Source organism: Janthinobacterium sp. GW823-FHT06H09 (assembly GCF_058794735.1).
In genome coordinates, this window is the sequence record NZ_JBXAHC010000030.1 from 1 (window position 1) to 21,923 (window position 21,923).

Consider the following 21,923-nt stretch of genomic DNA (forward strand, 5'->3'; position numbering starts at 1 on the left):
TGAGTTTGCGGCATGGAGGGTCTGACCCCGGCTGTTCATCAGCTGCCAATGCAACAGACGAAAAAAAGGCAGCGCTGTGCGCTGCCTCTGTTATCTAATACTGTCCCATTCCAGGTCAAAGCGGGCCAGGAATTTCTTGAGCCGGTCCGCATCATTCGGTTTCGCCTTTGCCTCGCGCGAAACGGCATACAGCTTGCGGCCCGCATCGGACAGGCTGTTGGACTGTCGGCACACCTGGATGACTGCCTGCAGCTGCAGCGCATCGAACAGATCGAGTTGCGCTGCCGCCTGCTCTCCCATCAGCTCTGCCAGGTCCACTTCCGGACGACCGGGTCGCCCATCATGATGCTGCCACATCCGGTTCAGGCGCCTGATCTCTTCGTCGACCACGCTATCCGTGATGCGGCCCGCTTCCGACAGCGTGGCAAGGCGCGTGACGGCGGCGGACAGGTCGCGGAAATTCCCCTTCCATGCGGAGGTAGGCAGGCTGGCGAAGTGCATGAAGCGCTCGCGCGCCTCCTTGTTGAAGCGCACTCTTTCGCCCGTCTCCGCACCGTACTGCGCCAGCAGGTAGTCCAGGTTCGGCTCAATATCCTCGGCTCGCTGCGCCAGACCTGGTAATTCGTACGTCCACAGGTTGATGCGCGCATACAGGTCTTCGCGGAAGCGGCCGGCCGCCACCTCCTTGCCCAGGTCGCGGTTGGTGCCGGCGATCAGCTGGAAGTCGCTTTGCACCTCCGTATCCGCACCAACAGGAAAGAAGCGTTTTTCTTCGATGGCTTTCAGCAACATCGCCTGTTCATCGAGTCCCAGTTCGCCGATTTCATCGAGAAACAGCAAGCCCTTGTGCGCGCTGCGCAGCAAGCCTGGCCGGTCCGCACCGGCGCCCGTGAATGCCCCCTTGATATGACCGAACAAGGTAGAGGCTGCGCCATCGCCATGCAGGGTGGCGCAATTGAGGTCGATGAATTTGCCGTCGATCTGGTGACGCGATTTTTTCAGTTCATACACGCGGCGCGCAAGAAAGGACTTGCCGGCACCGGTAGGTCCCATCAGCAGCATGGGCGCGCGCGACTTGATGGCGACGCGCTCGATTTCCTCGATCATGCTGTTGAACTTCGCATTGCGCGTGGCGATGCCGGACTTCAGGAAGGCCACGCCCTCGGCCTGTTCGCGCGTAAAACGCTGCGCGATCTGGTCGTAGCGCGACAGATCGAGGTCGATCAGCGCGTAGCTGCCTGGATTGCCGATGGCCTGGCGCTTCGGTGGCGACGTCTGCACGAGGCGGCCGGGAAAATAGCGCGCTTCCGTCATCAGGAACATGCAGATTTGCGCCACGTGGCTGCCGGTGGTGATGTGGATCCAGTACTCCTCCTTGTCCGGATCGAAGGCGTAGCTGTTGGCAAAATCGTAGAGCGCGCCATACACGTCTTCAAAATCCCAGGCATCGCTGATGGGCAGTTCATGGGCGACCAGCCTTGTTTCAGGCGAGACGCTGGCGATGTCCTGCGATACCTGGCGCACCAGGTTATCGAACTGCCTGCCTGCATACAGCAGCTCGAAACGGTCGATGATCTTGTCCTCGTGCTGGGTCAGGGCGATGCTGGGGCGCCACTTTTCCCAGCGTGCCGCTCCCCTGCCATTGTCGAGCTGCGTGCCGAGAAAGCCGATGACGACGATACGTTTTGCTTGCATAGTTGGGATAAATATTTATCTTAAAAGATAATTGTATTCCAAATCACCGTGGCAGGGATATTTTCAACGCACAGCTTACGTGAAAATATTATTTAATGAAATCAATGGTTTATGGAAATGTTTGAGGAAATATTGAAAGCTGGCACGGCGTTTGCAATAGAGGAGATACCAACGAGATAAACGTAGAGAGCAGAGAGGAACGAAAAATGGCCAACGCCCAGCTATTCCAGAGCGCACAACAGAGCGCGACCTTGCCTTCGGCACTGGCACGCAATGCCGAAGGCGCGCCAGCGTATGCACTGACGCCACGGCATCAGTTGGCGCAATATGCTGCCACCGGTTGCCTGAACACGACGTTCTATGCCAGCGCCGAAGCGCAGCTGGCGATGGTACTGGAACTGTGCAAGGCGGTCGAACCAGCCTTCATCGCACAAACGGCCGTGTACTGCCGCGAACGGGGCTACATGAAAGACATGCCGGCCTTGCTGGTGGCCGTGCTGGCGGGGCAGGGTGCTGCAGAATTTACGCAGGCCTTCCAGCGTGTGATTAACAACGGCAAGATGCTGCGCAATTTCGTGCAGATCATGCGTTCGGGCGCCGTGGGCCGCAAGTCGCTGGGATCGCGTCCGAAAAAGCTGGTACAGGCATGGTTGAACAACGCATCCGAGCAGGCCTTGCTGGCCGCTGCCGTGGGCAATGCGCCGTCGCTGGCCGACGTGGTGAAAATGGTGCATCCGAAACCGCAGGCAGCGTGGCGGGAGGCATTCTTTGCCTGGCTGATCGGCAAGGAATATAAACGCGATGCCTTGCCGCCGGCGCTGGCCGCGTTCGAGGCATACAAGGCCGATCCTTCGCAGCCGATACCGGCAGTGCCGTTCCAGATGCTGACGGCGCTGCCCTTGAGCGCGCAGGATTGGGCGCAGATCGCCCGCCAGGGCAGCTGGCAGATGGTGCGCATGAATCTGAATACCTTTGCCCGCCATGGCGTGTACGCGATTGATGGCATGCCGGAACTGATCGCCGCCAAGCTGCGCGATCCCGAAGCGATCGCCAGCTCGCGCGTGTTTCCCTACCAACTGATGTCGGCGTACATGGCCGCCGGCGACAAGGTACCGTGCATCGTGCATGCAGCGCTGGAGCAGGCGCTGGAAATATCGCTGGCGAACGTGCCGCGGATCGCGGGCAAGGTGGTGGTGTGTCCTGACGTTTCCGGCTCGATGGCCTCGCCCGTTAGCGGTTTTCGCGGCAGCGCCACCTCGAACGTGCGCTGCATCGACGTGGCGGCTCTGGTGGCGGCAGCCATGCTGCGCAAGAATCCGGACGCCGTGGTGCTGCCGTTCGAGCACAACGTGGTGCAGTGCGCACTTGGCGCCGATGACAGCGTAATGGCGAATGCGGCCAGGCTGGCGGCCATCGGCGGTGGCGGCACCAATTGCAGCGCACCCCTGCTGCGCATGAACAGCAGGAAGGAGCTGGCCGACCTGGTGATCTATGTGTCTGATAACGAATCGTGGATCGACGCGAAGCGCAGCGGCGCCACGGCGACGATGGGACAGTGGACGGTTTTCAAGCAGCGCAATCCGCAGGCAAAGCTGGTGTGCATCGATATTTCGCCGCATGCCACGACACAGGCGATGGAGCGCGAGGATATCCTGAATATCGGCGGTTTTTCCGACGACGTCTTCAAGATCATCGCCGCCTTTGCCGCCGGTCAGCTGGACCCGGCCCACTGGGTGGGAGAAATCGCCACCATCGATATCGCGGTACCAGCGTGTTGAAGTAACGCGCACGAATGCGGACAAGACTACATGTGAGACGTCCTGTCCAGGTTTGTCATGCGCCGCAGTACCCCGAATGCCGACAGGATTACATCGATCAGCCGCGTCAAACCGGCCTGCCAGACGCAGTGCGCCTGGCAGAAAATCCTGTCCCCCCTTGTCGGGTTGTCGTACTGATGAATGCCGGTGGAACTACATCCAGAGCCGATGCGTCGGCAATGTTTCACCAATCCTTGTCATCACCCCCTATACAATAGAAGAAGAGCATAGCGATGAAAAACGAAGAATACGAAGTTCTGCATACCGAAGGCAGCCGTCCCGTGAAAATGTGGACGCGTGGCGTGCCTGTCGAAGAAGCGGCCAAAAAACAATTGCGCAACACGGCGACCCTGCCGTTCATCTACAAGCATATCGCCGTCATGCCCGACGTCCACCTGGGTAAAGGGTCGACCATCGGCAGCGTGATCCCCACCCTGGGCGCCGTGATTCCGGCAGCCGTGGGCGTCGATATCGGTTGCGGCATGATGGCGGCGAAAACCACGCTGACGGCCAGCGATTTGCCCGATAACCTGGGGCCGCTGCGCAGCGCCATCGAGCGCGCCATTCCGCACGGGATGTCGCCGAAGACGCGCGGTCACCGCGGCCGCGACGAGGGTTCCTGGCAGACGCCGCCCTCGGTGGTCGATGCCGCGTGGCTGCAGCTGAAGGATGAATTCGACGCCATCTGCCTGAAAACGCCCAAGCTGAAGAACACGAATAACTATCGTCACCTGGGAACTTTGGGCAGCGGTAACCACTTCGTCGAAGTCTGTCTCGATGAACAGGGTTCTGTATGGTTCATGCTGCATTCCGGTTCGCGCGGCGTGGGCAATGCCATCGGTACGCATTTCATCGAACTGGCCAAGCAGGATATGCGTACCCATTTTATTAACCTGCCCGACCAGGACCTCGCCTATCTGGCCGAAGGCACGCGGCATTACGACGATTACGTGGAAGCGGTGGGCTGGGCCCAGCGTTTCGCGCGCAACAACCGCGAAGTGATGATGCAAAACCTGATCGCGGCCGTGCGCACGGTCATCCATAAGCCGTTCCAGACGCATGTGGAAGCCGTCAACTGCCACCATAACTATGTGCAGAAGGAGCACCACTTCGGCAAGGACGTGCTGGTCACGCGCAAGGGCGCCGTCTCGGCCCGCGCCGGAGAATTGGGGATCATTCCCGGCTCCATGGGCGCCAAGAGTTTTATCGTGCGCGGCAAGGGTAATGCGGACAGCTTCCATAGCTGCAGCCACGGCGCGGGCCGCACGATGAGCCGCACGGAAGCGAAGCGGCGCTTCAACCTGGCCGACCAGATCCGCGCCACGCAAGGCGTGGAATGCCGCAAGGATGAAAACGTGATCGATGAAATTCCAATGGCCTACAAGGATATCGATGCGGTGATGCTGGCGCAGCGCGAACTGGTCGACGTCGTGCATATCCTGAAGCAGGTCGTTTGCGTCAAAGGTTAATAAAGAGAAAGTACAGATGATAGAAATTGATGGAGCGCAAGGTGAAGGCGGCGGACAGATTTTGCGCTCGGCGCTGAGCCTGTCGATGATCACGGGGCAGCCGTTCCGGCTGACGAATATCCGCGCGGGGCGGGACAAGCCCGGCTTGCTGCGCCAGCATTTGCTGGCCGTGCAGGCAGCGACCGCGATTTGCGGGGCGCGCACGACGCCGGTGGCGCTGCGCGCAGCCAGCCTGGAATTCGTGCCTGGCGCCATACGCGGCGGCGATTACCGCTTTGCCATCGGCAGTGCCGGCAGCTGCACCCTGGTGTTGCAAACCCTGCTGCCGGCCCTGCTGCATGCGGATGGGCCGTCTACCGTGCGCATCAGCGGCGGCACGCACAATGCCATGGCGCCGCCCGTGCATTTTTTGCAGCGCGCGTATGGCCGCATCCTGGAACAGATGGGCGCCGACGTCGATATCACGCTGCAACGCTACGGCTTTCATCCCGCAGGTGGTGGTGAGGTGCTGGCCACCGTGCAACCGTGCCAGCGCTTGCGGCCCATTTCACTGTTGCAGCGCGGCGAGCGGAAGGCCGGGTATGCGGAAAGCGTGGTGGCGGGCGTGCATGTGAACGTGGCGCAGCGTGAGCTCGAGCGTATCGCCGACGGCATGGGCTGGAGCGGCAAGCAGCTGCGCCTCGTCGGCTTGCCGGCGGAGCAGGGACCGGGCAATGTCCTGTTGCTGACATTGGAACATGAGCACGTCACGGAAGTATTTACGTCGTTCGGCGAAAAATCCTTGCTGGCCGAATCCGTGGCCAAGCGCTTGTTGAACGAGGTGCGCGACTATCTCAAGTCGGACGCGGCCGTGGGCGAGCACCTGGCGGACCAGCTCTTGCTGCCCATGGCGCTGGCCGGCGGCGGTAGCTTCAGTTGCAGCAAGGTGTCGCAGCATGCGTTGACGAATGCGGAAGTGATTGCCCGCTTCTTGCCCGTGCGTATCACTTTCGAGCAGCAGGCGCGGGGCAGCATCTGCACGGTGGCCGCCGCCTGACGCGCGCGGTGACACAATCGCTGTTGCAGCTGTTCCAAATTGATACATGGGTGGCCCGATGTGGGGCATATACGCATGGCATGGCATTTGCTCTTCTTGAGATATTCACTAAAAAAACCAAGGAGACCAGCATGACCTATTCCATCCGTACCCTGCTCGGCGTGGCCGCCGCCGGCGCCGTTGCCCTCACCTCCCTGCTGACCTTGCCGCATGCCTATGCGCACGGCAATGTCACGCCGCAAGGCGTCGACACCACGGGCTTGCCCAAGGTGGGCGACAAGTGGCTCGAGCAAAACCCGTATCGCGGCAACAAGCTGGCCCTGACGGTGGGCACCTCGGCCTATAACCAGAATTGCGCGCGCTGCCACGGCATCGAAGCCATTTCGGGCGGCATCGCGCCGGACTTGCGCCAGCTGGACCGTGATTGCTTCGGTATCAAGAATGAGACAAAGAAACAGGCGTGTTACAAGGAAACGGATAATTATTTCCTGGCGACCATCCGTCACGGTAAAGTGCGTAATGGCGCCGTGTACATGCCGCCGTTCGAGGGCGTATTCAACCAGGAAGCGATGTGGGCCATCAAGACCTACCTGGAAACCCGCCGCGAGTCTAATTAGGTCGAACTGATAACGAAGGAGTTCCATGCGTTCATTTCAACCCCGTGGCGCGCGCGCGATGCTCTCGCTCGCTTGCATGGCGCTGTGCGCGGCCGCGCCAGCGCGTGCCGATTGGCAGAAAGTGCAGCAGTCGGGCAGCCTGAAAGTGGCTGTGTACAACGAGTTCGCGCCGTTTTCCGACAAGGGCACGGGCATCGATATCGACATCGCCGAAGCGCTGGCGAAAAAGCTGGGGCTGAAACTGAGCTTGCTGCCCTTTCCCGCCGGCGAAAACCTCAACGACGACTTGCGCAATATGGTGTGGAAGGGACATTACCTCGGCTATGGTCCCGCCGACGTAATGCTGCACGTGCCGGTCGACAAGAAATTGATGGCGGATAACGACAAGGTCGAGATATTCGCCCCGTATTACGTGGAAACCGTGCGCCTGACGCGCAGCGCGCAAGCCGTGCCGCAATTCGATGGCGTCGCCAGCCTCGCAGGCAAGCGTATCGGCGTGGAAAAGGTCTCGATCGCGGCCATGCTGATGCTGGGCGAAGACAATGGCAGATACCGCGACGATGTGCGCATCTTCGATACCGCCGCCGAAGCCTTGCAGCAATTGCAGGCCGGCCAGCTCGACGCCGTGCTGGCGAACCGATCGGAAATCGAATCGGTGCTGAAAAGCGATCCCGCTTTCCCCATGAATGAATTGGCGTTCGCCCGCTTGCCGCGTGCTGGCTGGGCCGTGGGCCTGGCCGTCAGCAAGCAACAGCTCGACGTGGCCAAGTTACTGCAGGCGGCCATGAACGAGATGGCGGCCAGCGGTGAATTGAAAACCATCTTTGAGAAGTATGGCGTGAAGGAAGCGCGGCCGTAGCAGACTATGCTGAATGGTAAAAGCCCGCGCTTCGGAAGAGGCGCGGGCTTTTTCATGAGAACGCCTGAAAAATGTTCAGGGCAAGGCGCATTGCCGCAGGCAGTACGAATAGTACGACAAGGCAATGCAACGCCGCCATGGACTTTTTCTCAGGTGTTCTTAAAAGGAGTATTGGGCGCTCACACCTAACAACCAGTTACGGCCTGGCGCCGCTTCATAGTAGCGCTTGTTGCTGTCGCCGACGATGACGGAGCCCACGTAGGTCTTGCCGAAAAGATTGTTCAGGCGGGCAAACTCCTTGAAGCGCCAATTCCCTACGTTTTGTTTGGCGTTGAAGCGCGCATTGAACACCGTGTAGCCGGGCGCCGGTTTTTCGTTGTTGCTGTCTTCCGCGTAGACCTGGTTGCTGGCCACGCTTTCCACTGCCGCGCCGAAACGGTCCAGCGTGTCTTTCCAGGCCAGTTCCGCAAACAGGTTAGCGCTGGGCACGCCCGGCAAGCGGCTGCCTTCGCGTACGCTGCCGAACGCCTGGTCATACACGGCGTGCAGGCTGGTCAGCGCCACTTTTGTCGTGAAACCGTACGGCAAGCTGGAGTCCAGCGACACTTCCATCCCCTGACGCAAGGTCTTGCCCGTATTGCGGTAGCTGGTGCGCCCGCCGCTGGAACTGTCGACGACCAGTTCATCGTTGGTCTTGATCTGGAACACGGCCGCGTTCACATGCGTGTTGTTCGCGATCCTGGCCTTGATACCCGCTTCCAGGTTGGTGCTGGTGGCCGGTTTCAGCTGGTAATTGAAGCCGCCGCCCGTGCCCGAGTAAAACAGTTCGTTCAGGGTGGGTGCTTCGAAACCGCGCGCGGCGCTGGCGTACACGTTGACGTTGGGCGTCAGTTTATACAGCAGGCCCAGCACCGGTGTCGTGTGGCTGAACTCCAGGCTGCCGCTGTCGTCGCCATTGCCGAGGAAGCGGTCGTTGACCGACACTTTCATCTTGCTGTAGCGCACACCTGCGCTGAGCAGCCATGGCCCGCTCTGCCATTCTGTCTGGATATACGGATCGAGGCTGGAGACGACATCCTGCTCGTCGCGGCGCAGCTTGCCCTTCACGCCAAACGTGTTGCCGATGTAATTCTCATAGCCGGTGCGGTCATCGCTGGAGCGGCCATAGTCGATGCCGATGGTGGTGCTCAGCTTGCCGCCTGCCAGCTGGTTCACGTGCAGCCAGTTGGTGTCGATGCCGTAGAACTCACGCTGGAAGTCGACCACGCCGCCCGAATGGCTGGCTGGCGCCTGGAAACCCTTGGTAAAAGCCTGGTACTGGATCACGTCGCGGTTGCCGCCGTAGGCCGTCACGTGCAGGCGGTCTTCGCCAAACGATTGTTCATAGGTGGCGCCGATTTGCTGGTGGTCGATGCTCTTGCGCGTGTTGTAGCGTTCGGCCAGGGTGCGTTTCGGGTTTTGCGTGTCCGTCGCATCGATTTCGCCGGCGCGCGGATCGCGGGAAAACGTGGCCCAGGTGGCGCCCAGCGGATCTTGCGTGTTGCCCTGGTGCAGGCTGTTGGCGACGATGGTCAGCTTGCTGTCCGTATTCGGCTTGACCGTGATCTTGCCGAACGCCTGTTCGCGCGTGGCGGCGCTGTGGTCGCGGAAGCCGTCCGTGCGGAAGCGCGAACCGTCGAGCACGTAGCCGATGCCGCCTGCCTGGCCCTGCGCCGACAGGTCCACCTTGCTGGTGCCGAAGCTGCCGCCCGTCACGTTCAGTTCGACGGACGGGGGATTTTGCCCATCCTTGGAAAACAGCTGGATCACGCCGCCCGAATGGTTGCCGTAGATGGCAGAAAACGGCCCGCGCAGCACTTCGATGCGCTCGGCCGTATCGAGGTTGAAGGTGGCAGCCTGGCCTTGCCCGTCGGGCATGCTGGCGGGAATGCCATCGCTGATCAGCTTGACGCCGCGCACGCCGAAGGCCGAGCGGGCGCCGAAGCCGCGCGACGAGATTTGCAAGTCTTGTGCGTAGTTTTGGCGGTTTTGTACGACCAGACCCGGCACGGCGGCCAGCGCTTCCGAGGCATTGACGCGGATTTGGCCGTCCTGGATGCGGGTGCTGTCGACGACGTCGATGGACGCGGGCACTTCCTGGCTGGGGTGGGCGATGCGGCTGCCGCTGATGACCACCGTATCCATGAGTTGCCCGGCGGCCAAGTCAGCGGGCTCGGCGGCAAAGACGTGGGGGGCCAGGGTGGCGCTGCCGGCGACAAACAGGCTGGCGATGGTGTTCAGGCGGAAACGATGCTGCATGCGGATTCTCCAATGTGAATAAAAGCCTGCTTGAGCGCGTGAGCGGCGCAGGTCTGCATAGTTGTATCAAGCAATATGCCTGCCATGTCTCCATTGGTGGGCGGAAATTATACGCGTGTCAGTGGCACGGCGTTTGCATGCAGCAATTATCAGATGCGCCGCTACCGCGCGCTTTTCCTGTGTTTTGCCATTGAAAAGGTGATTATGCCCAACTTCTTCCCGCGCTTGCGCCAGGTGTGCTGGCTGCTGCCGGCGCTTGCCAGCACCGCCCTCCAGGCCGCTCCTTTTGCCTATGTCCCCAATGAAAAATCGGGCACCGTGAGCGTGATCGACACGGCGACCGACCAGGTCGTGCGCCAGATCGCCACAGGCAAGCGTCCGCGCGGCATCGCCGCCGACCCCACCGGGCGGCAATTGTTTGTCACCGATGCGGCCAGCAGCGCCTTGCTGCTGATCGATAACGAAGCTGGCGCACCAGTCCGAATGGTGGCGCTGGGCAAGTCGCCCGAAGGCGTGAGCGCCTCGCACGACGGTCGTTACGTGGCCGTGGCCGTCGAGGAAAACAATAGCGTGGCCTTGCTTGATGGCCAGACGGGCGTCGTGCTTGCCGATATCAAGGTGCAGGGACGCAACCCGGAACATGCCGTCTTCAGCCCCGATGGGCGCTGGCTGCTGGTCAGTGCGGAAGAGGCCGAGCAAGTCGATGTCATCGACGTGGCGCAACGCCGCCAGGTCGCGTCCATTGCCGTGGGCTTGCGTCCGCGCGGCATCGGTTTCAGTCCGGATTCGGGCCTTGCCTACGTGGCGTGCGAACTGGTCAATGCCGTCTACGTGATCGATATGACGGCGCGCAAGGCCATCGCCACCATTCCAGCAGGTAAGAATGCGAATGGCATCGTCGTCCATCCCGGTGGCAAGCAAGTGTATGTATCGAATGGCACGGACGGCACGGTGATGGTGATCGATACGGCCAGCAAGCAGGTGACGGCCACCATTCCCGTCGGCAAGCGCCCATGGAACATGGCCATCACGCCCGACGGGGCCAAGCTGTACGTGGCCAATGGCCGCTCGAACAGCGTCTCCGTCATCGATACGGCCAGCGCGCGCAAGGTGGCCGATATTGCCGTCGGCGAATTGCCATGGGGCGTGGTGATTCGGTAGCGTTACAGGAACAGGTGTTCCAGTCTGGTACACCTGTTCCATTGTGCAGCGGCGACGGGCCGCAGCAGCAGGGCTGGCCCGGATTGGAACAGGATGCCTTCACCTTGTTCAAAACGCAAACAGGCCCGCTCCCGCGGCTCAAGCCCGGGCATGCGCCGAAAAGCGCACCGGCATTGAGGCCGCGCCCTTGTAACAGGGGTAAAAGCGGCTAAGTTTGTAGTGGGATGGCGAGCTGGCACGGCATTTGCGGAAGACTGCGTGTACTCACCCCATCTGTACCAGGACGTTTGATTTTAATTAAGTAATTCCATTCTAATTAACCCGATAGAGGACGACATGAATCTCGCAGACATCAGCAAACTGGGCGTAGCCAATCCCTTCAAACAACGCTATGACAATTACATCGGCGGCAAATTCGTTGCACCAGTAAAAGGTGAATACTTTCCTAACATCACGCCGATCACGGGCTTGCCATTTTGCGAAATCGCCCGTTCCACGACGGAAGACGTCGAGCTGGCGCTGGACGCCGCCCATGCCGCCAAGGATGCCTGGGGCAAGACCTCGCCCGCTGAGCGCGCCAATATCCTGAACCGCATCGCCGACCGCATCGAACAGAACCTGAGCCTGATCGCCACGGCGGAAACGATCGATAACGGCAAGCCGATCCGCGAAACGATGAACGCGGACATTCCGCTGGCCATCGACCATTTCCGTTACTTCGCCGGCTGCATCCGCGCGCAGGAAGGTTCCGTCGCGCAAATCGATGCGGAAACCTATGCCTACCACTACCACGAGCCGCTGGGTGTCGTGGGCCAGATTATTCCGTGGAATTTCCCGATTCTGATGGCCGTGTGGAAACTGGCGCCAGCCCTGGCGGCCGGCAATTGCGTCGTCCTGAAACCGGCAGAGCAAACCCCCGCTTCCATCATGGTGTTGATCGAGCTGATCGGCGACCTGCTGCCACCGGGCGTGTTGAACATCATCAACGGTTTCGGCCTGGAAGCGGGCAAGCCGCTGGCCTCGAGCAAGCGCATCGCCAAGATTGCCTTTACGGGCGAAACGGGCACGGGCCGCCTGATCATGGGCTATGCCGCGCAAAACCTGATTCCCGTCACCCTGGAGCTGGGCGGCAAATCGCCGAACATCTTCTTTGAAGACGTGATGGATGCGGACGACGAGTATTTCGACAAGTGCCTGGAAGGCTTTGCGATGTTCGCGCTGAATCAAGGCGAGGTGTGCACCTGCCCATCGCGCGTGCTGATCCAGGAATCGATCTACGAGAAATTCATCGAACGGGCCCTGAAGCGCGTGGCCGCCATCAAGCAGGGCAATCCGCTCGATTCTTCCACCATGATCGGCGCCCAAGCGTCGCAGGAGCAGCTGGAAAAAATCCTGTCCTACCTCGACATCGGCCGCCAGGAAGGCGCCGAGGTGCTGGCTGGGGGCGAGCGCAACACGCAGGCGGGCGACCTGGAAGGCGGCTATTACGTGCGTCCGACCGTGTTCAAGGGGCACAACAAGATGCGCATCTTCCAGGAAGAAATTTTTGGACCGGTCGTGTCCGTGACCACCTTCAAGGATGAAGCTGAAGCGCTGGCGATTGCCAACGATACCTTGTACGGCTTGGGCGCCGGCTTGTGGACGCGTGACGGTTCGCGCGCCTTCCGCATGGGCCGCGCCATCCAGGCGGGCCGCGTGTGGACCAATTGCTACCACCTGTATCCAGCCCACGCCGCTTTCGGCGGCTACAAGCAATCGGGCATCGGCCGCGAAAACCACAAGATGATGCTCGACCACTACCAGCAAACGAAGAACTTGCTGGTGAGCTATAGCCCGAAAGCGCTGGGCTTCTTCTAAACCGGCAACAGGCGCCGCGCCCGTAGTCCAGGCGCGGCGCGCAGAAAGGGATGCCATGAGTGCAGCAATTGCCAGGGTGGTCGCCACCGATGCGGCGCTGGAAATGATGGACAAGTTGCGCCAGCGTCACGGCCCGCTGATGTTTTTTCAGTCGGGCGGCTGCTGCGACGGCAGTGCGCCCATGTGCTACGCGCTGGGCGAGTTCGATGTCAGCGATACCGACATTTATCTCGGCAATTTGAATGGCGCACCGTTCTACATGGGACTCGAGCAATTCGAGTACTGGGAGCATACCCAGTTGATTATCGATGTGGTCGATGGCAATGGCGGCATGTTTTCACTCGACAACGGCACGGGCAAGCGCTTTTTGACGCGCTCGCGCCTGTTCACCGATGAAGAGTGCGCCTTGTTGCATGCCCAGCCGCATGAACACCGCAAGACTTGACACACATACTAATAAAACAGAGGGAGATGATTGTGCAGAAAAACATCATGGGGATACTCATCGGTTTGGGCTTGGCATCACTGGTCCAGGCGGCCGACGTGGGCAATGTCACCACCGCCATGCTCGACAGCACGGCGAAGAATCCGTCCAGCGTGCTGTCGTTCGGCATGGGCACGCAGGGCCAGCGCTATTCGCCGTTGACGCAGATCAATGACAAGACCGTGGCCAAGCTGGTGCCGGCCTGGTCGTTCTCGTTCGGCGGCGAAAAACAGCGGGGCCAGGAATCGCAGCCGTTGATTCACAACGGCAAGATGTTCGTCACGGCATCGTATTCGCGCATCTTTGCCGTCGACCTGAAAACGGGCGCCAAACTGTGGAAATATGAGCATCGCTTGCCGGACGGCATCATGCCGTGCTGCGACGTGGTCAACCGCGGCGCGGCCCTGTACGGCAACCTGGTGATCTTCGGCACGCTGGACGCCTACCTGGTGGCGCTGGACCAGAACACGGGCAAGATCGTCTGGAAGGAGAAAGTTGACGATTACGCGGCCGGCTACTCGATGACGGCGGCGCCGCTGATCGCCGAAGGTTTGCTGCTGACAGGCGTGTCGGGCGGCGAATTCGGCATCGTCGGCCGGGTCGAGGCGCGCAACCCCATGACGGGCGACCTCGTGTGGAGCCGTCCGACGGTGGAAGGCCATATGGGCCACCGCTACGACAAGGACGGCAAGGCCATCGATAACGGCGTGTCCGGTACCGTGAACAAGACCTGGCCGGGCGACCTGTGGAAAACGGGCGGCGCCTCGACGTGGATGGGCGGCACCTACGATCCGCAGACCAAGTTGGCGTATTTCGGCACCGGCAACCCGGCGCCGTGGAACAGCCATCTGCGTCCCGGCGACAATCTGTACTCGTCGTCCACCGTGGCGCTGGACGTGAAAACGGGGCAGATCAAGTGGGCGTATCAAAACACGCCAAACGATGCCTGGGATTTCGACGGCGCCAACGAGTTCGTCACCTTCGACATGGATGGCAAGCGCTATGGCGGCAAGGCCGACCGCAACGGTTTCTTCTACGTCATCGATGCGGCCAACGGCAAGCTGCAGAACGCCTTTCCGTTCGTCAAGAAAATCACCTGGGCCAGCAGCATCGACCTGAAGACGGGCCGGCCGAACTATATCGCCGCCGGCCGCCCTGGCGACCCGACCAAGGGAGAAGAAGGCAAGAAGGGCACGACCGTGTTTGCCGCGCCGGCTTTCCTGGGGGCAAAAAACCAGATGCCGATGGCGTACTCGCCGCAAACCAAGCTGTTCTACGTTCCCGCGAACGAATGGGGCATGGACATCTGGAACGAGCCGATCAGCTACAAGAAGGGCGGCGCCTTCCTCGGCGCCGGCTTTACCATCAAGCCCTTGTTTGACGACTACATCGGCGCCATGCGCGCCATCGATCCGAAGACGGGCAAGATCGTCTGGGAAATCAAGAACAACGCGCCGCTGTGGGGCGGCGTGATGAGCACGGCCGGTAATCTGGTGTTCTACGGCACGCCGGAAGGCTTCCTGAAAGCCGTCGACGCGAAGACGGGCAAGGAACTGTGGAAATTCCAGACGGGTTCCGGCGTCGTGGCGCCGCCCGTCACCTGGCAGGATGGCGACACGCAATACGTGGCCGTCGTCTCTGGCTGGGGCGGCGCCGTGCCGCTGTGGGGCGGCGAGGTGGCGAAGAAGGTCAACTTCCTGGAACAGGGCGGTTCCGTGTGGGTCTTCAAGCTGGCGTCGAAGTAACGGGGTGAAGCGTCCGGGCCACACGGATGGGTGTCTCCCTGTCCGCCGGGTGCTTTCTTTTTGCTGACGGCCCAGGCCGTCAGTTTTTTGTTTACGCAGGCGTTCGATCAATGTGCCGGCGGTCAAAAAAGGAACACCGTGCGGGGCGATTGATCCGCTGCTGCACACGTCAAACACGTCATTTCTCTTTCTCCCTGCGAGCCGTGCTGGGCACGCTTATTGCCAAAGCTTGAGGTACATCAATCACTGATGTGCACACTAAAAACAGAGAAGAAAGAGGAGACGCAATGAACACATTGAGCAAGCTGGGGAGCGTGGGTGTCATGACAATCGCAGCGGTGGGGCAGGCGCAAGCCGTCGATATCAAGGCGGGCGACTGGACCGTGTCGGTAGGCGGCATCGTCAACGCCTATTACACGCAAGTGTCGTGTTCGGGCGATGCCGTGGGCGGGCTGGCGCTGGGAGGCCAGGCGCTCGGTTGCGGCGGCGAAAAGGACCGCACCACCATCGGCAACGGCCTGCTGCCGAATGGCTTGATCACCTCGGCAAGCTCGCGCCTGGGCGAGTACGACGTGAAAGCCTTGATCGGTATCTACAACTCGACGGCCACGGACAGCGCCATCAGCCAGAACAGCGTGGTCGACGTGCGCCAAGCCTTCTTTACGTTTGGCAATGAACAGATGGGCACTTTCAAGCTGGGCCGCGACTACGGCATCTTCGGCGCGAATGCGATCCTGTCCGACATGACCTTGTTGGGCTCGGGCGCGCCGGTGCAGGCGACGCAGCGGGGCCGCGTGACCCTGGGCCATATCGGCGCCGGCTATACCTATCTGGGCAACTATGGCCAGATCATGTACAGCACGCCGAAGTCCAGCGGTTTTGGTGCCGACGTGGCGCTGGTCAGCCCCGTTTCCGATACGCCCATCGTGGCAGGTTCGACCTATTCTTCGAAGTCGAGTCCGCAAGTGCAGGCGCAGCTGACGTATGCGCAGGAGGGCTTGAAAGCCTGGCTCGGCGTGAAGTCGCAAAAATTCACGTCGAAAACGCCTGGCGTCGATGACCTGACCATGCGCGGCGTGGAAGTGGGCGGCTCGTACCAGATGGGACCGGCTGGCGTGCTGCTCAATTTCCAGGGCGGCAAGGGATTGGGCATTCTCTCCGATGCGGATCAGGGCGATACCAAGTCGAAGAACTGGCTGCTGCAAGGCACGTATAAAACGACGGACAAGCTGAAGCTGGGCTTGTCCTACGGCATCAGCAAGAACGACGACAACACGGCCGGCACGGGCGGTTTGAAGTCGAACGCCAACCTGACCCTCGGTGCGTATTACTCGCTCAACAGTGCGATCACCCTCGTGGGGGAGCTGGGCCAGACGCGCTCGAAAGGCTTTACGGGCGGCGAAGCGAAGATGAATGGCGTGTCCCTGGGCGGCATTATTTTCTTCTAACCAATGAATGCGGCGCCGGAAGCTGCGGCGCCGCACGGAGTGCAATGCATGCGGATAATGCGGTTATTCATCGGATGCTGGCTATTCCTGTTTATCCTGGGACAGGCGTGGGCCGGCGTACTCACCAAGGCCGAGCTGGCGCGGCGCTTCCCTGCACCGCTCGTCGTCGGCGACAAGGAAGCCGACTTGCCCGTCTGGCCCCTGTTCAAGCAAAACGCCACGGCAACGGAACTGGTCGGCTATGTCTTCGAGTCGGTGGACCTGGCGCCGATTCCCGGCTTTTCCGGCGTTCCCGTCAATTTATTGATCGCCATCAATCCTCAGGGTAGTTTTCTGGACGTGGCCGTGCTGTCGCAGCACGAACCCGTGTTTCTCGATGGCCTAGGTGAAGCGCCGCTGTTCCAGTTCGTCAAACAGTACCAGGGCCTGTCGTTGAAACAGAATATCGCCATCGATGCCAGGAAGAAGCGCGCCGCCGATGCCACGCACGCCGATATCGACGGCGTGTCGAAGGCCACGGCTTCCGTGCGCATCATCAACCAGAGCGTGCTGGCGTCCGCCTTGAAAGTGTCGCGCAAGAAACTCGGCTTTGCGCAGGGGCGCGATCCGGACCAGATCGCCCGCATCCGCATGGACGTGTTCGAGAAACTCAGCGTGGCAAAGATGCTTGAGCAAGGCTTGATCCAGCATGTGCGCCTGAGCAACAAGGATGTGGAGAGCCTGTTTGCCGGCAGTCCCGGAGCCGGACTCGATGCGGAAGCGACGCGCGCGCCGGACGGCCTGTTCATCGACCTGTATCTGGCCTATGTCTCCGTGCCCATCGTAGGACGCAATCTGTTGACGGAACGCAGCTGGAACAAGCTGCGCAACCGGCTCGACGAGGACGACCACGCCATCCTCGTCATGTCGCGCGGGCGCTACAGCGTGCTGGGTGACGATTTCGTGCGCGGCACCGTGCCGGACCGGTTGTTGCTGAAGCAGGATGGCTTGCCCATCGACATGCGCGACCTGGACTTGGAATTGAGCCTGTCCGATGCGGGACCGTTACCAACGGAAAATATTGCCGTATTCCGTGTCATCAGCCAGGCGGGGCTTGATGCGGCCAGCCCGCTGGCATTTGCTCTCCCCATCACGCGCAGCAAGGGCATCGTGTATCCGGAACGCATCGCGCGCAACGTCGATTTCAGCTACCGTCTGCCGGCCGGGTTTTATACGGCGCCGCAAGGCGACGATGCCAGCTGGCGCGGCACGTGGAAGGGGCGCCAGACTGAGCTGTTGATCTTGCTGGCCGGGCTGGCGCTGCTGGCCGGCGCCTTGGCCTGGCAGAAAGGCCTGGTGCGTAATGGCCGGCAATTTGCATGGTTCCGCCGCCTGTTCCTGCTGTTTACCATCGGCTTCATCGGCTATTACGCCCAGGGGCAATTGTCGATCGTCAACATCACAGGGCTGATCCAGGCGCTGCTGGCGGGGCGCAGCCTGGGCTTCTTCCTGTTCGACCCGATGACGGTGATCCTGTGGGCTTTCGTTCTGCTCAGCCTGTTCATTTGGGGCCGCGGCACGTTTTGCGGCTGGCTGTGTCCGTTTGGCGCGCTGCAGGAATTCACGGGCAAGCTGGGCCAGTGGCTGCGCTTGCCGCAGTGGAAGATCAAGCCGCGCCTGGACGGGCGCTTGAAATGGATCAAGTATGGCTTGCTGGCGGCCATTCTGGCCAGCAGCATGTTTTCCAGCCAGATCACGGACAAGCTGGTGGAACTGGAGCCGTTCAAGACGGCCATTACCCTGAACTTCGTGCGCGCCTGGCCCTTCGTCGCGTATGCCGTGGGCTTGCTGTTGCTCAGTAGTGTTTCCTATAAATTCTTTTGCCGCTACCTGTGCCCGTTCGGCGCGGCGCTGGCGCTGCTGGGCCACTTTCGCCTGTTCAACTGGATTCCGCGCCGCAAGGAATGCGGCACGCCATGCCAGACTTGCCGCCACCGTTGCGAGTATCACGCCATCGCGCCGAGTGGCAAAGTCGATTATGGCGAATGTTTCCAGTGCATGGATTGCGTGGTGATCTATGCCAGCGATGAAAAATGCGCGCCTTTGATGCTGGAAATCAAGCGCGCCCGTACCATTCCCATCGTCCGGGCCACGGCAGAGGAGAGCAGCAATGCAGCGTAGAACCTTTATTTCCGCAGCGATTGGCAGCGTGGCCGGCATGGCGGGCGTTATCTTGCCTGGCAGTATGGCGCGCGGCACGGCTACGGCCTCCGGCGTGCGCCCTTATCAAGGTGCCGCCCTGGCGTTTGGCACGACAATCGCCGTCACCGTGTTGCATCACGACCAGCGCCAGGCCGAGCTGGCCATCGAAGATGCCTTGCATGCGGCCAGGAGTGTCGACCGCCTGATGAGCATTTACAGTCCCGCCAGCCAAGTCTTCCAGCTGAACCGCGATGGCCGCCTGGCCCGGCCGAATGCCCATCTGCTGACGGTGCTGGCGCAGGCGCGAGCCTTGTCGCAATGGAGCGACGGGGCGTTTGATATCACCGTGCAACCCTTATGGCAGCTGTTTCGGTCGGCGGCAGACCTGGCGAGCCTGCCTGCGGAAGCATCGCGCCGCGCCGCGCAGGCGCGGGTAGGCTGGCGGCAACTGGTGTGGGATCGCCGTGAAGTGCGTTTTCTCCAGCCTGGCATGGCGCTGACCCTGAATGGGCTGGCGCAAGGTTACGCGGCCGACATGGCGCTGGCGGCTGTGCAGGCGCGCGGCGTGCGGCACGCACTGCTTGACACGGGAGAGTTCGTCGCGCGCGGGCAGCGTGCCGTGCGGCGCCCGTGGACCCTGGGCATCCAGGACCCGCGTGACGCGGAAATCCTGGCGGCCACCTTGAAAGTGGAGGGGCGCAGCGTGGCCACGTCGGGCGATTACGAATGCGCGTTCACGCCTGACTTCGCGCATCACCACATCTTCGACCCTGCGAAAGGCGATTCGCCGCGCGAACTGGCCAGCGTGACCGTGCTGGCGCCTACGGGCTTGCTGGCCGATGGCTTGTCGACGACCTTCATGGTGACGGGGGCGGCGCGTGCGCATACGATGGCCGCGCACATGCAGGGCGTCGACCTGATGACCATCGACAAGCAGGGCCGGCGCAAGATGTCGCCCGGCTTTCCCCATCTACTCTAGGCTATTTCAGATGCGGCACCTTGCGATAGATCGTGTTGCGCGACACGCCCAGGGCCCGCGCCGTGGCCGAGACGTTGCCGCCGTGGGCATCAAGCGACTTGAGGATCACGCTTTGCTCCATCTCTTCCAGATTGGCACCGGCGGCGATCATGCGGTCCGTGCTGGCGCTGGCGGCAGTCGCTTGCGTCATCTCAATATCGTCGAGGAAATCATCGGGCATGTGGCGCAAACAGATTTCATGCTCGTCGCCGGCCATGACGATAGCCGTGCGCAGTAGATTGGTCAGTTGGCGGAAGTTGCCAGGCCATTTATGCTGATGGAACAGGCGCAGGATGTCAGGGGCCACCGTGTAGCGCGTGTCGGGCGCTTCCGTCGCGAGGATTTTCTTCACCACAGTATCGAGGTCTGTGCGCTCGCGCAGCGGCGGCAGTTTCACCACCAGGCCATTCAATCGGTAATACAAATCTTCGCGAAATAAACCCTTGGCCATGCGTTCGCGCAAGTTGTGATTCGTGGCGCAAATGAGTTCCACATTGACGGTGATCGATTTGCTGCTGCCCAGCGGCGTGACCATGCGTTCCTGCAGCACGCGCAACAGCCGTGCCTGCAAGCCGAAGGGCATGTCGCCGATTTCGTCGAGAAACAGGGTGCCGCCATTGGCTTGCAGGATCTTGCCGATGGCCCCTTTCTTGCGTGCGCCCGTGAATGCTCCGTCTTCATAGCCGAACAGTTCCGATTCGATCAGGGTTTCCGGGATCGACGCGCAATTGACGGCAATAAATGGTCCCATGGCCCGTGGCGAATCGTTGTGGATGGCTTGCGCCAGCAATTCCTTGCCCGTGCCTGTTTCGCCCATGACGAGGATGGGAATATCGCGCCCCAATACCTTGTTGACCTTTTCGATCACCAGTTCCAGCTGCGGATCGCCCGTGCGCAGGTAGCGCAGGCCAGACAGGCGGCGCGCCGCATTGGCCGCATGGCTGGGCGGTGCAGGGATCGCCGCCGGCACCGCGTTGATGTCGCTGTGATCGGTGCTGGTAGTAAAGCCGTGCTGGAAGACGCTATTGGACAGGCGCAACTGCGCGCGCCCATACACGCGCACGCCGCTGTGCATGCACAGGTTCAGCAAACCGGGTGAGGCCGTGCGGTAATGCTCGTACAGGGCGGACACTGGCAAGCCGAACAGGGAGCTGAACGTGTGCGATTGTAGTGCGGCAAATGACAGGCCCAACTGGAACAAGCCATTCTTATTGGCCGATAAGAACCGGCCGCCCGGCGTGAACGAGGCGATGCCTTCCATCAATGTGCCGATGAATTCGGGGCGCGCGTGGAAGTGCACGGTGATGGCGTCTTCGAAGGTGGCGGAAAACAGCTGATTTTCGATCATCAGGGCCGACATGCGCACGAGGGCCATCGTATGCTTGTGAAAACTGCGCTGGTCGCTCGAGACGTCCAGCACGCCGATGACATTGCCCCGGTGGTCGGTAATCGGTGCCGCAGAACAAGTCAGAAAGTGATTGGCAGCCAGGTAATGCTGGTCCGCATGGACCAGAGTCGGTACTTTTTCCGTGATGGCCGTGCCGATGGCATTCGTGCCGCGGCTTTGTTCCGACCACGCCACGCCTGGCTGCAAAGCCACGCGGTTGGCTTTCTCCAGGAAATCATCGTCGCCCAGCGAATGCACGATTACGCCATTGGCATCCGTCAAGATTACCATATTGTGCGTGTTGACGATTTGCTGGTACAGGGTTTCCATCGCGGGTAGCGCGTGCGTGTGCAGCATGCGGTTTTGCTCGATCAGCAAGGACAGGTCGGATTTGCCGGCTGGCGTAAAGTCAGGCGTGGCCGTGGGCGACAGGCCAAAAGCGACGGAACGCTGATGGGACGTTTCGATGATGACGGGGACGTTGTCCTGTCCTGCCGGCAAAGTGTTCGCGTCCGCGATGGACGAAAACGGTGCGCTACGGTAAGTAGCTAACGGTTGATACATGATCTCGTTGCCTCCGTTGGGCCCTGTACTGCGGCGCTCTTTTGAATATCGAGAGTGTTCCATAATGTAGCACCTGTCACAGATGGGAGCAAAGCAAAGCGAGCCGGGCTGTCCCCAGTGTTGCTGCCAGGCCCAGAGTTGCTCTCATCAGTGGACAGTGCATAGGGCTGTATAAGCAAGTGCGGTGCCAGGGCCGTTTCACGGCGCGGCAAAATAGCGCTTGCGGGCCGCGCGGCGCAGGGCTATAATTCGCCCCCTCGCTGAACGACGCATGCAAATGCCGAGTA

Annotated in this window: 15 protein-coding genes; 12 read left to right on the forward strand and 3 right to left on the reverse strand. The window is 61.0% G+C overall.

The window, feature by feature from the left end:
- Positions 1-90: 90 nt before the first annotated feature.
- The gene (gene rtcR, locus AC1Q6X_RS27435; protein ID WP_492498965.1) at positions 91-1,695 is read right to left on the reverse strand and encodes an RNA repair transcriptional activator RtcR; all 1,605 of its coding nucleotides are present in this window, start codon (positions 1,693-1,695) and stop codon (positions 91-93) included.
- A 206-nt stretch (positions 1,696-1,901) separates the two neighbouring features.
- Here rtcR and AC1Q6X_RS27440 point away from each other — a divergent pair, with 206 nt between their 5' ends.
- From AC1Q6X_RS27440 to AC1Q6X_RS27460, 5 genes are all read left to right on the forward strand, one after another.
- On the forward strand, positions 1,902-3,473 hold the full coding sequence (locus tag AC1Q6X_RS27440) for an RNA-binding protein (protein WP_492498966.1): 1,572 nt from the start codon (positions 1,902-1,904) through the stop codon (positions 3,471-3,473).
- Positions 3,474-3,745: 272 nt separating this feature from the next.
- A complete protein-coding gene (locus AC1Q6X_RS27445; RefSeq protein ID WP_492498967.1) occupies positions 3,746-4,981 on the forward strand; it encodes an RtcB family protein in 1,236 nt (411 codons plus the stop codon).
- Between the two features lie 16 nt (positions 4,982-4,997).
- Positions 4,998-6,017 carry an RNA 3'-terminal phosphate cyclase gene (gene rtcA, locus AC1Q6X_RS27450; RefSeq protein ID WP_492498968.1) on the forward strand — a complete coding sequence of 340 codons (1,020 nt, stop codon included), beginning with the start codon at positions 4,998-5,000 and terminating at the stop codon, positions 6,015-6,017.
- Positions 6,018-6,148: 131 nt separating this feature from the next.
- On the forward strand, positions 6,149-6,634 hold the full coding sequence (pedF, locus tag AC1Q6X_RS27455) for a cytochrome c-550 PedF (RefSeq protein WP_070221748.1): 486 nt from the start codon (positions 6,149-6,151) through the stop codon (positions 6,632-6,634).
- A gap of 25 nt (positions 6,635-6,659) precedes the next feature.
- The gene (locus AC1Q6X_RS27460) at positions 6,660-7,493 is read left to right on the forward strand and encodes a substrate-binding periplasmic protein (protein WP_492498969.1); all 834 of its coding nucleotides are present in this window, start codon (positions 6,660-6,662) and stop codon (positions 7,491-7,493) included.
- Positions 7,494-7,652: 159 nt separating this feature from the next.
- Here AC1Q6X_RS27460 and AC1Q6X_RS27465 read toward each other — a convergent pair whose 3' ends face one another.
- Positions 7,653-9,791, reverse strand: a complete 2,139-nt coding sequence (locus AC1Q6X_RS27465) for a TonB-dependent receptor family protein (RefSeq protein ID WP_492498970.1) — start codon at positions 9,789-9,791, stop codon at positions 7,653-7,655.
- Positions 9,792-9,995: 204 nt separating this feature from the next.
- Here AC1Q6X_RS27465 and AC1Q6X_RS27470 point away from each other — a divergent pair, with 204 nt between their 5' ends.
- The 7 genes from AC1Q6X_RS27470 to AC1Q6X_RS27500 all read left to right on the forward strand — a co-directional run bounded on the left by AC1Q6X_RS27470 (position 9,996) and on the right by AC1Q6X_RS27500 (position 19,646).
- Entirely contained in the window at positions 9,996-10,952 is a 957-nt protein-coding gene (locus AC1Q6X_RS27470) for a beta-propeller fold lactonase family protein (RefSeq protein ID WP_492420582.1), read from the forward strand.
- A 336-nt stretch (positions 10,953-11,288) separates the two neighbouring features.
- Positions 11,289-12,809 (forward strand): aldehyde dehydrogenase, encoded by a 1,521-nt coding sequence (adh, locus tag AC1Q6X_RS27475; RefSeq protein WP_492498971.1) that lies wholly within the window; start codon positions 11,289-11,291, stop codon positions 12,807-12,809.
- A gap of 55 nt (positions 12,810-12,864) precedes the next feature.
- The gene (locus AC1Q6X_RS27480) at positions 12,865-13,254 is read left to right on the forward strand and encodes a DUF779 domain-containing protein (protein ID WP_070289550.1); all 390 of its coding nucleotides are present in this window, start codon (positions 12,865-12,867) and stop codon (positions 13,252-13,254) included.
- A 26-nt stretch (positions 13,255-13,280) separates the two neighbouring features.
- Positions 13,281-15,038: a PQQ-dependent methanol/ethanol family dehydrogenase gene (locus AC1Q6X_RS27485; RefSeq protein ID WP_492498972.1), complete on the forward strand. Its 1,758-nt coding sequence runs from the start codon at positions 13,281-13,283 to the stop codon at positions 15,036-15,038.
- A 287-nt stretch (positions 15,039-15,325) separates the two neighbouring features.
- Complete coding sequence (locus AC1Q6X_RS27490; protein WP_070221754.1) at positions 15,326-16,486, forward strand: porin; 1,161 nt, start codon at positions 15,326-15,328, stop codon at positions 16,484-16,486.
- 57 nt (positions 16,487-16,543) lie between these two features.
- Positions 16,544-18,646, forward strand: a complete 2,103-nt coding sequence (locus AC1Q6X_RS27495) for a 4Fe-4S binding protein (protein ID WP_492498973.1) — start codon at positions 16,544-16,546, stop codon at positions 18,644-18,646.
- Positions 18,636-19,646, forward strand: a complete 1,011-nt coding sequence (locus tag AC1Q6X_RS27500; RefSeq protein ID WP_492498974.1) for an FAD:protein FMN transferase — start codon at positions 18,636-18,638, stop codon at positions 19,644-19,646. Before AC1Q6X_RS27495 ends, AC1Q6X_RS27500 begins: the two co-directional genes overlap by 11 nt.
- A 1-nt stretch (position 19,647) precedes the next feature.
- Here the strand turns inward: AC1Q6X_RS27500 and AC1Q6X_RS27505 are convergent, their stop codons facing one another.
- Positions 19,648-21,636 carry a sigma-54-dependent Fis family transcriptional regulator gene (locus AC1Q6X_RS27505; RefSeq protein WP_492498975.1) on the reverse strand — a complete coding sequence of 663 codons (1,989 nt, stop codon included), beginning with the start codon at positions 21,634-21,636 and terminating at the stop codon, positions 19,648-19,650.
- Between the last annotated feature and the right edge of the window lie 287 nt (positions 21,637-21,923).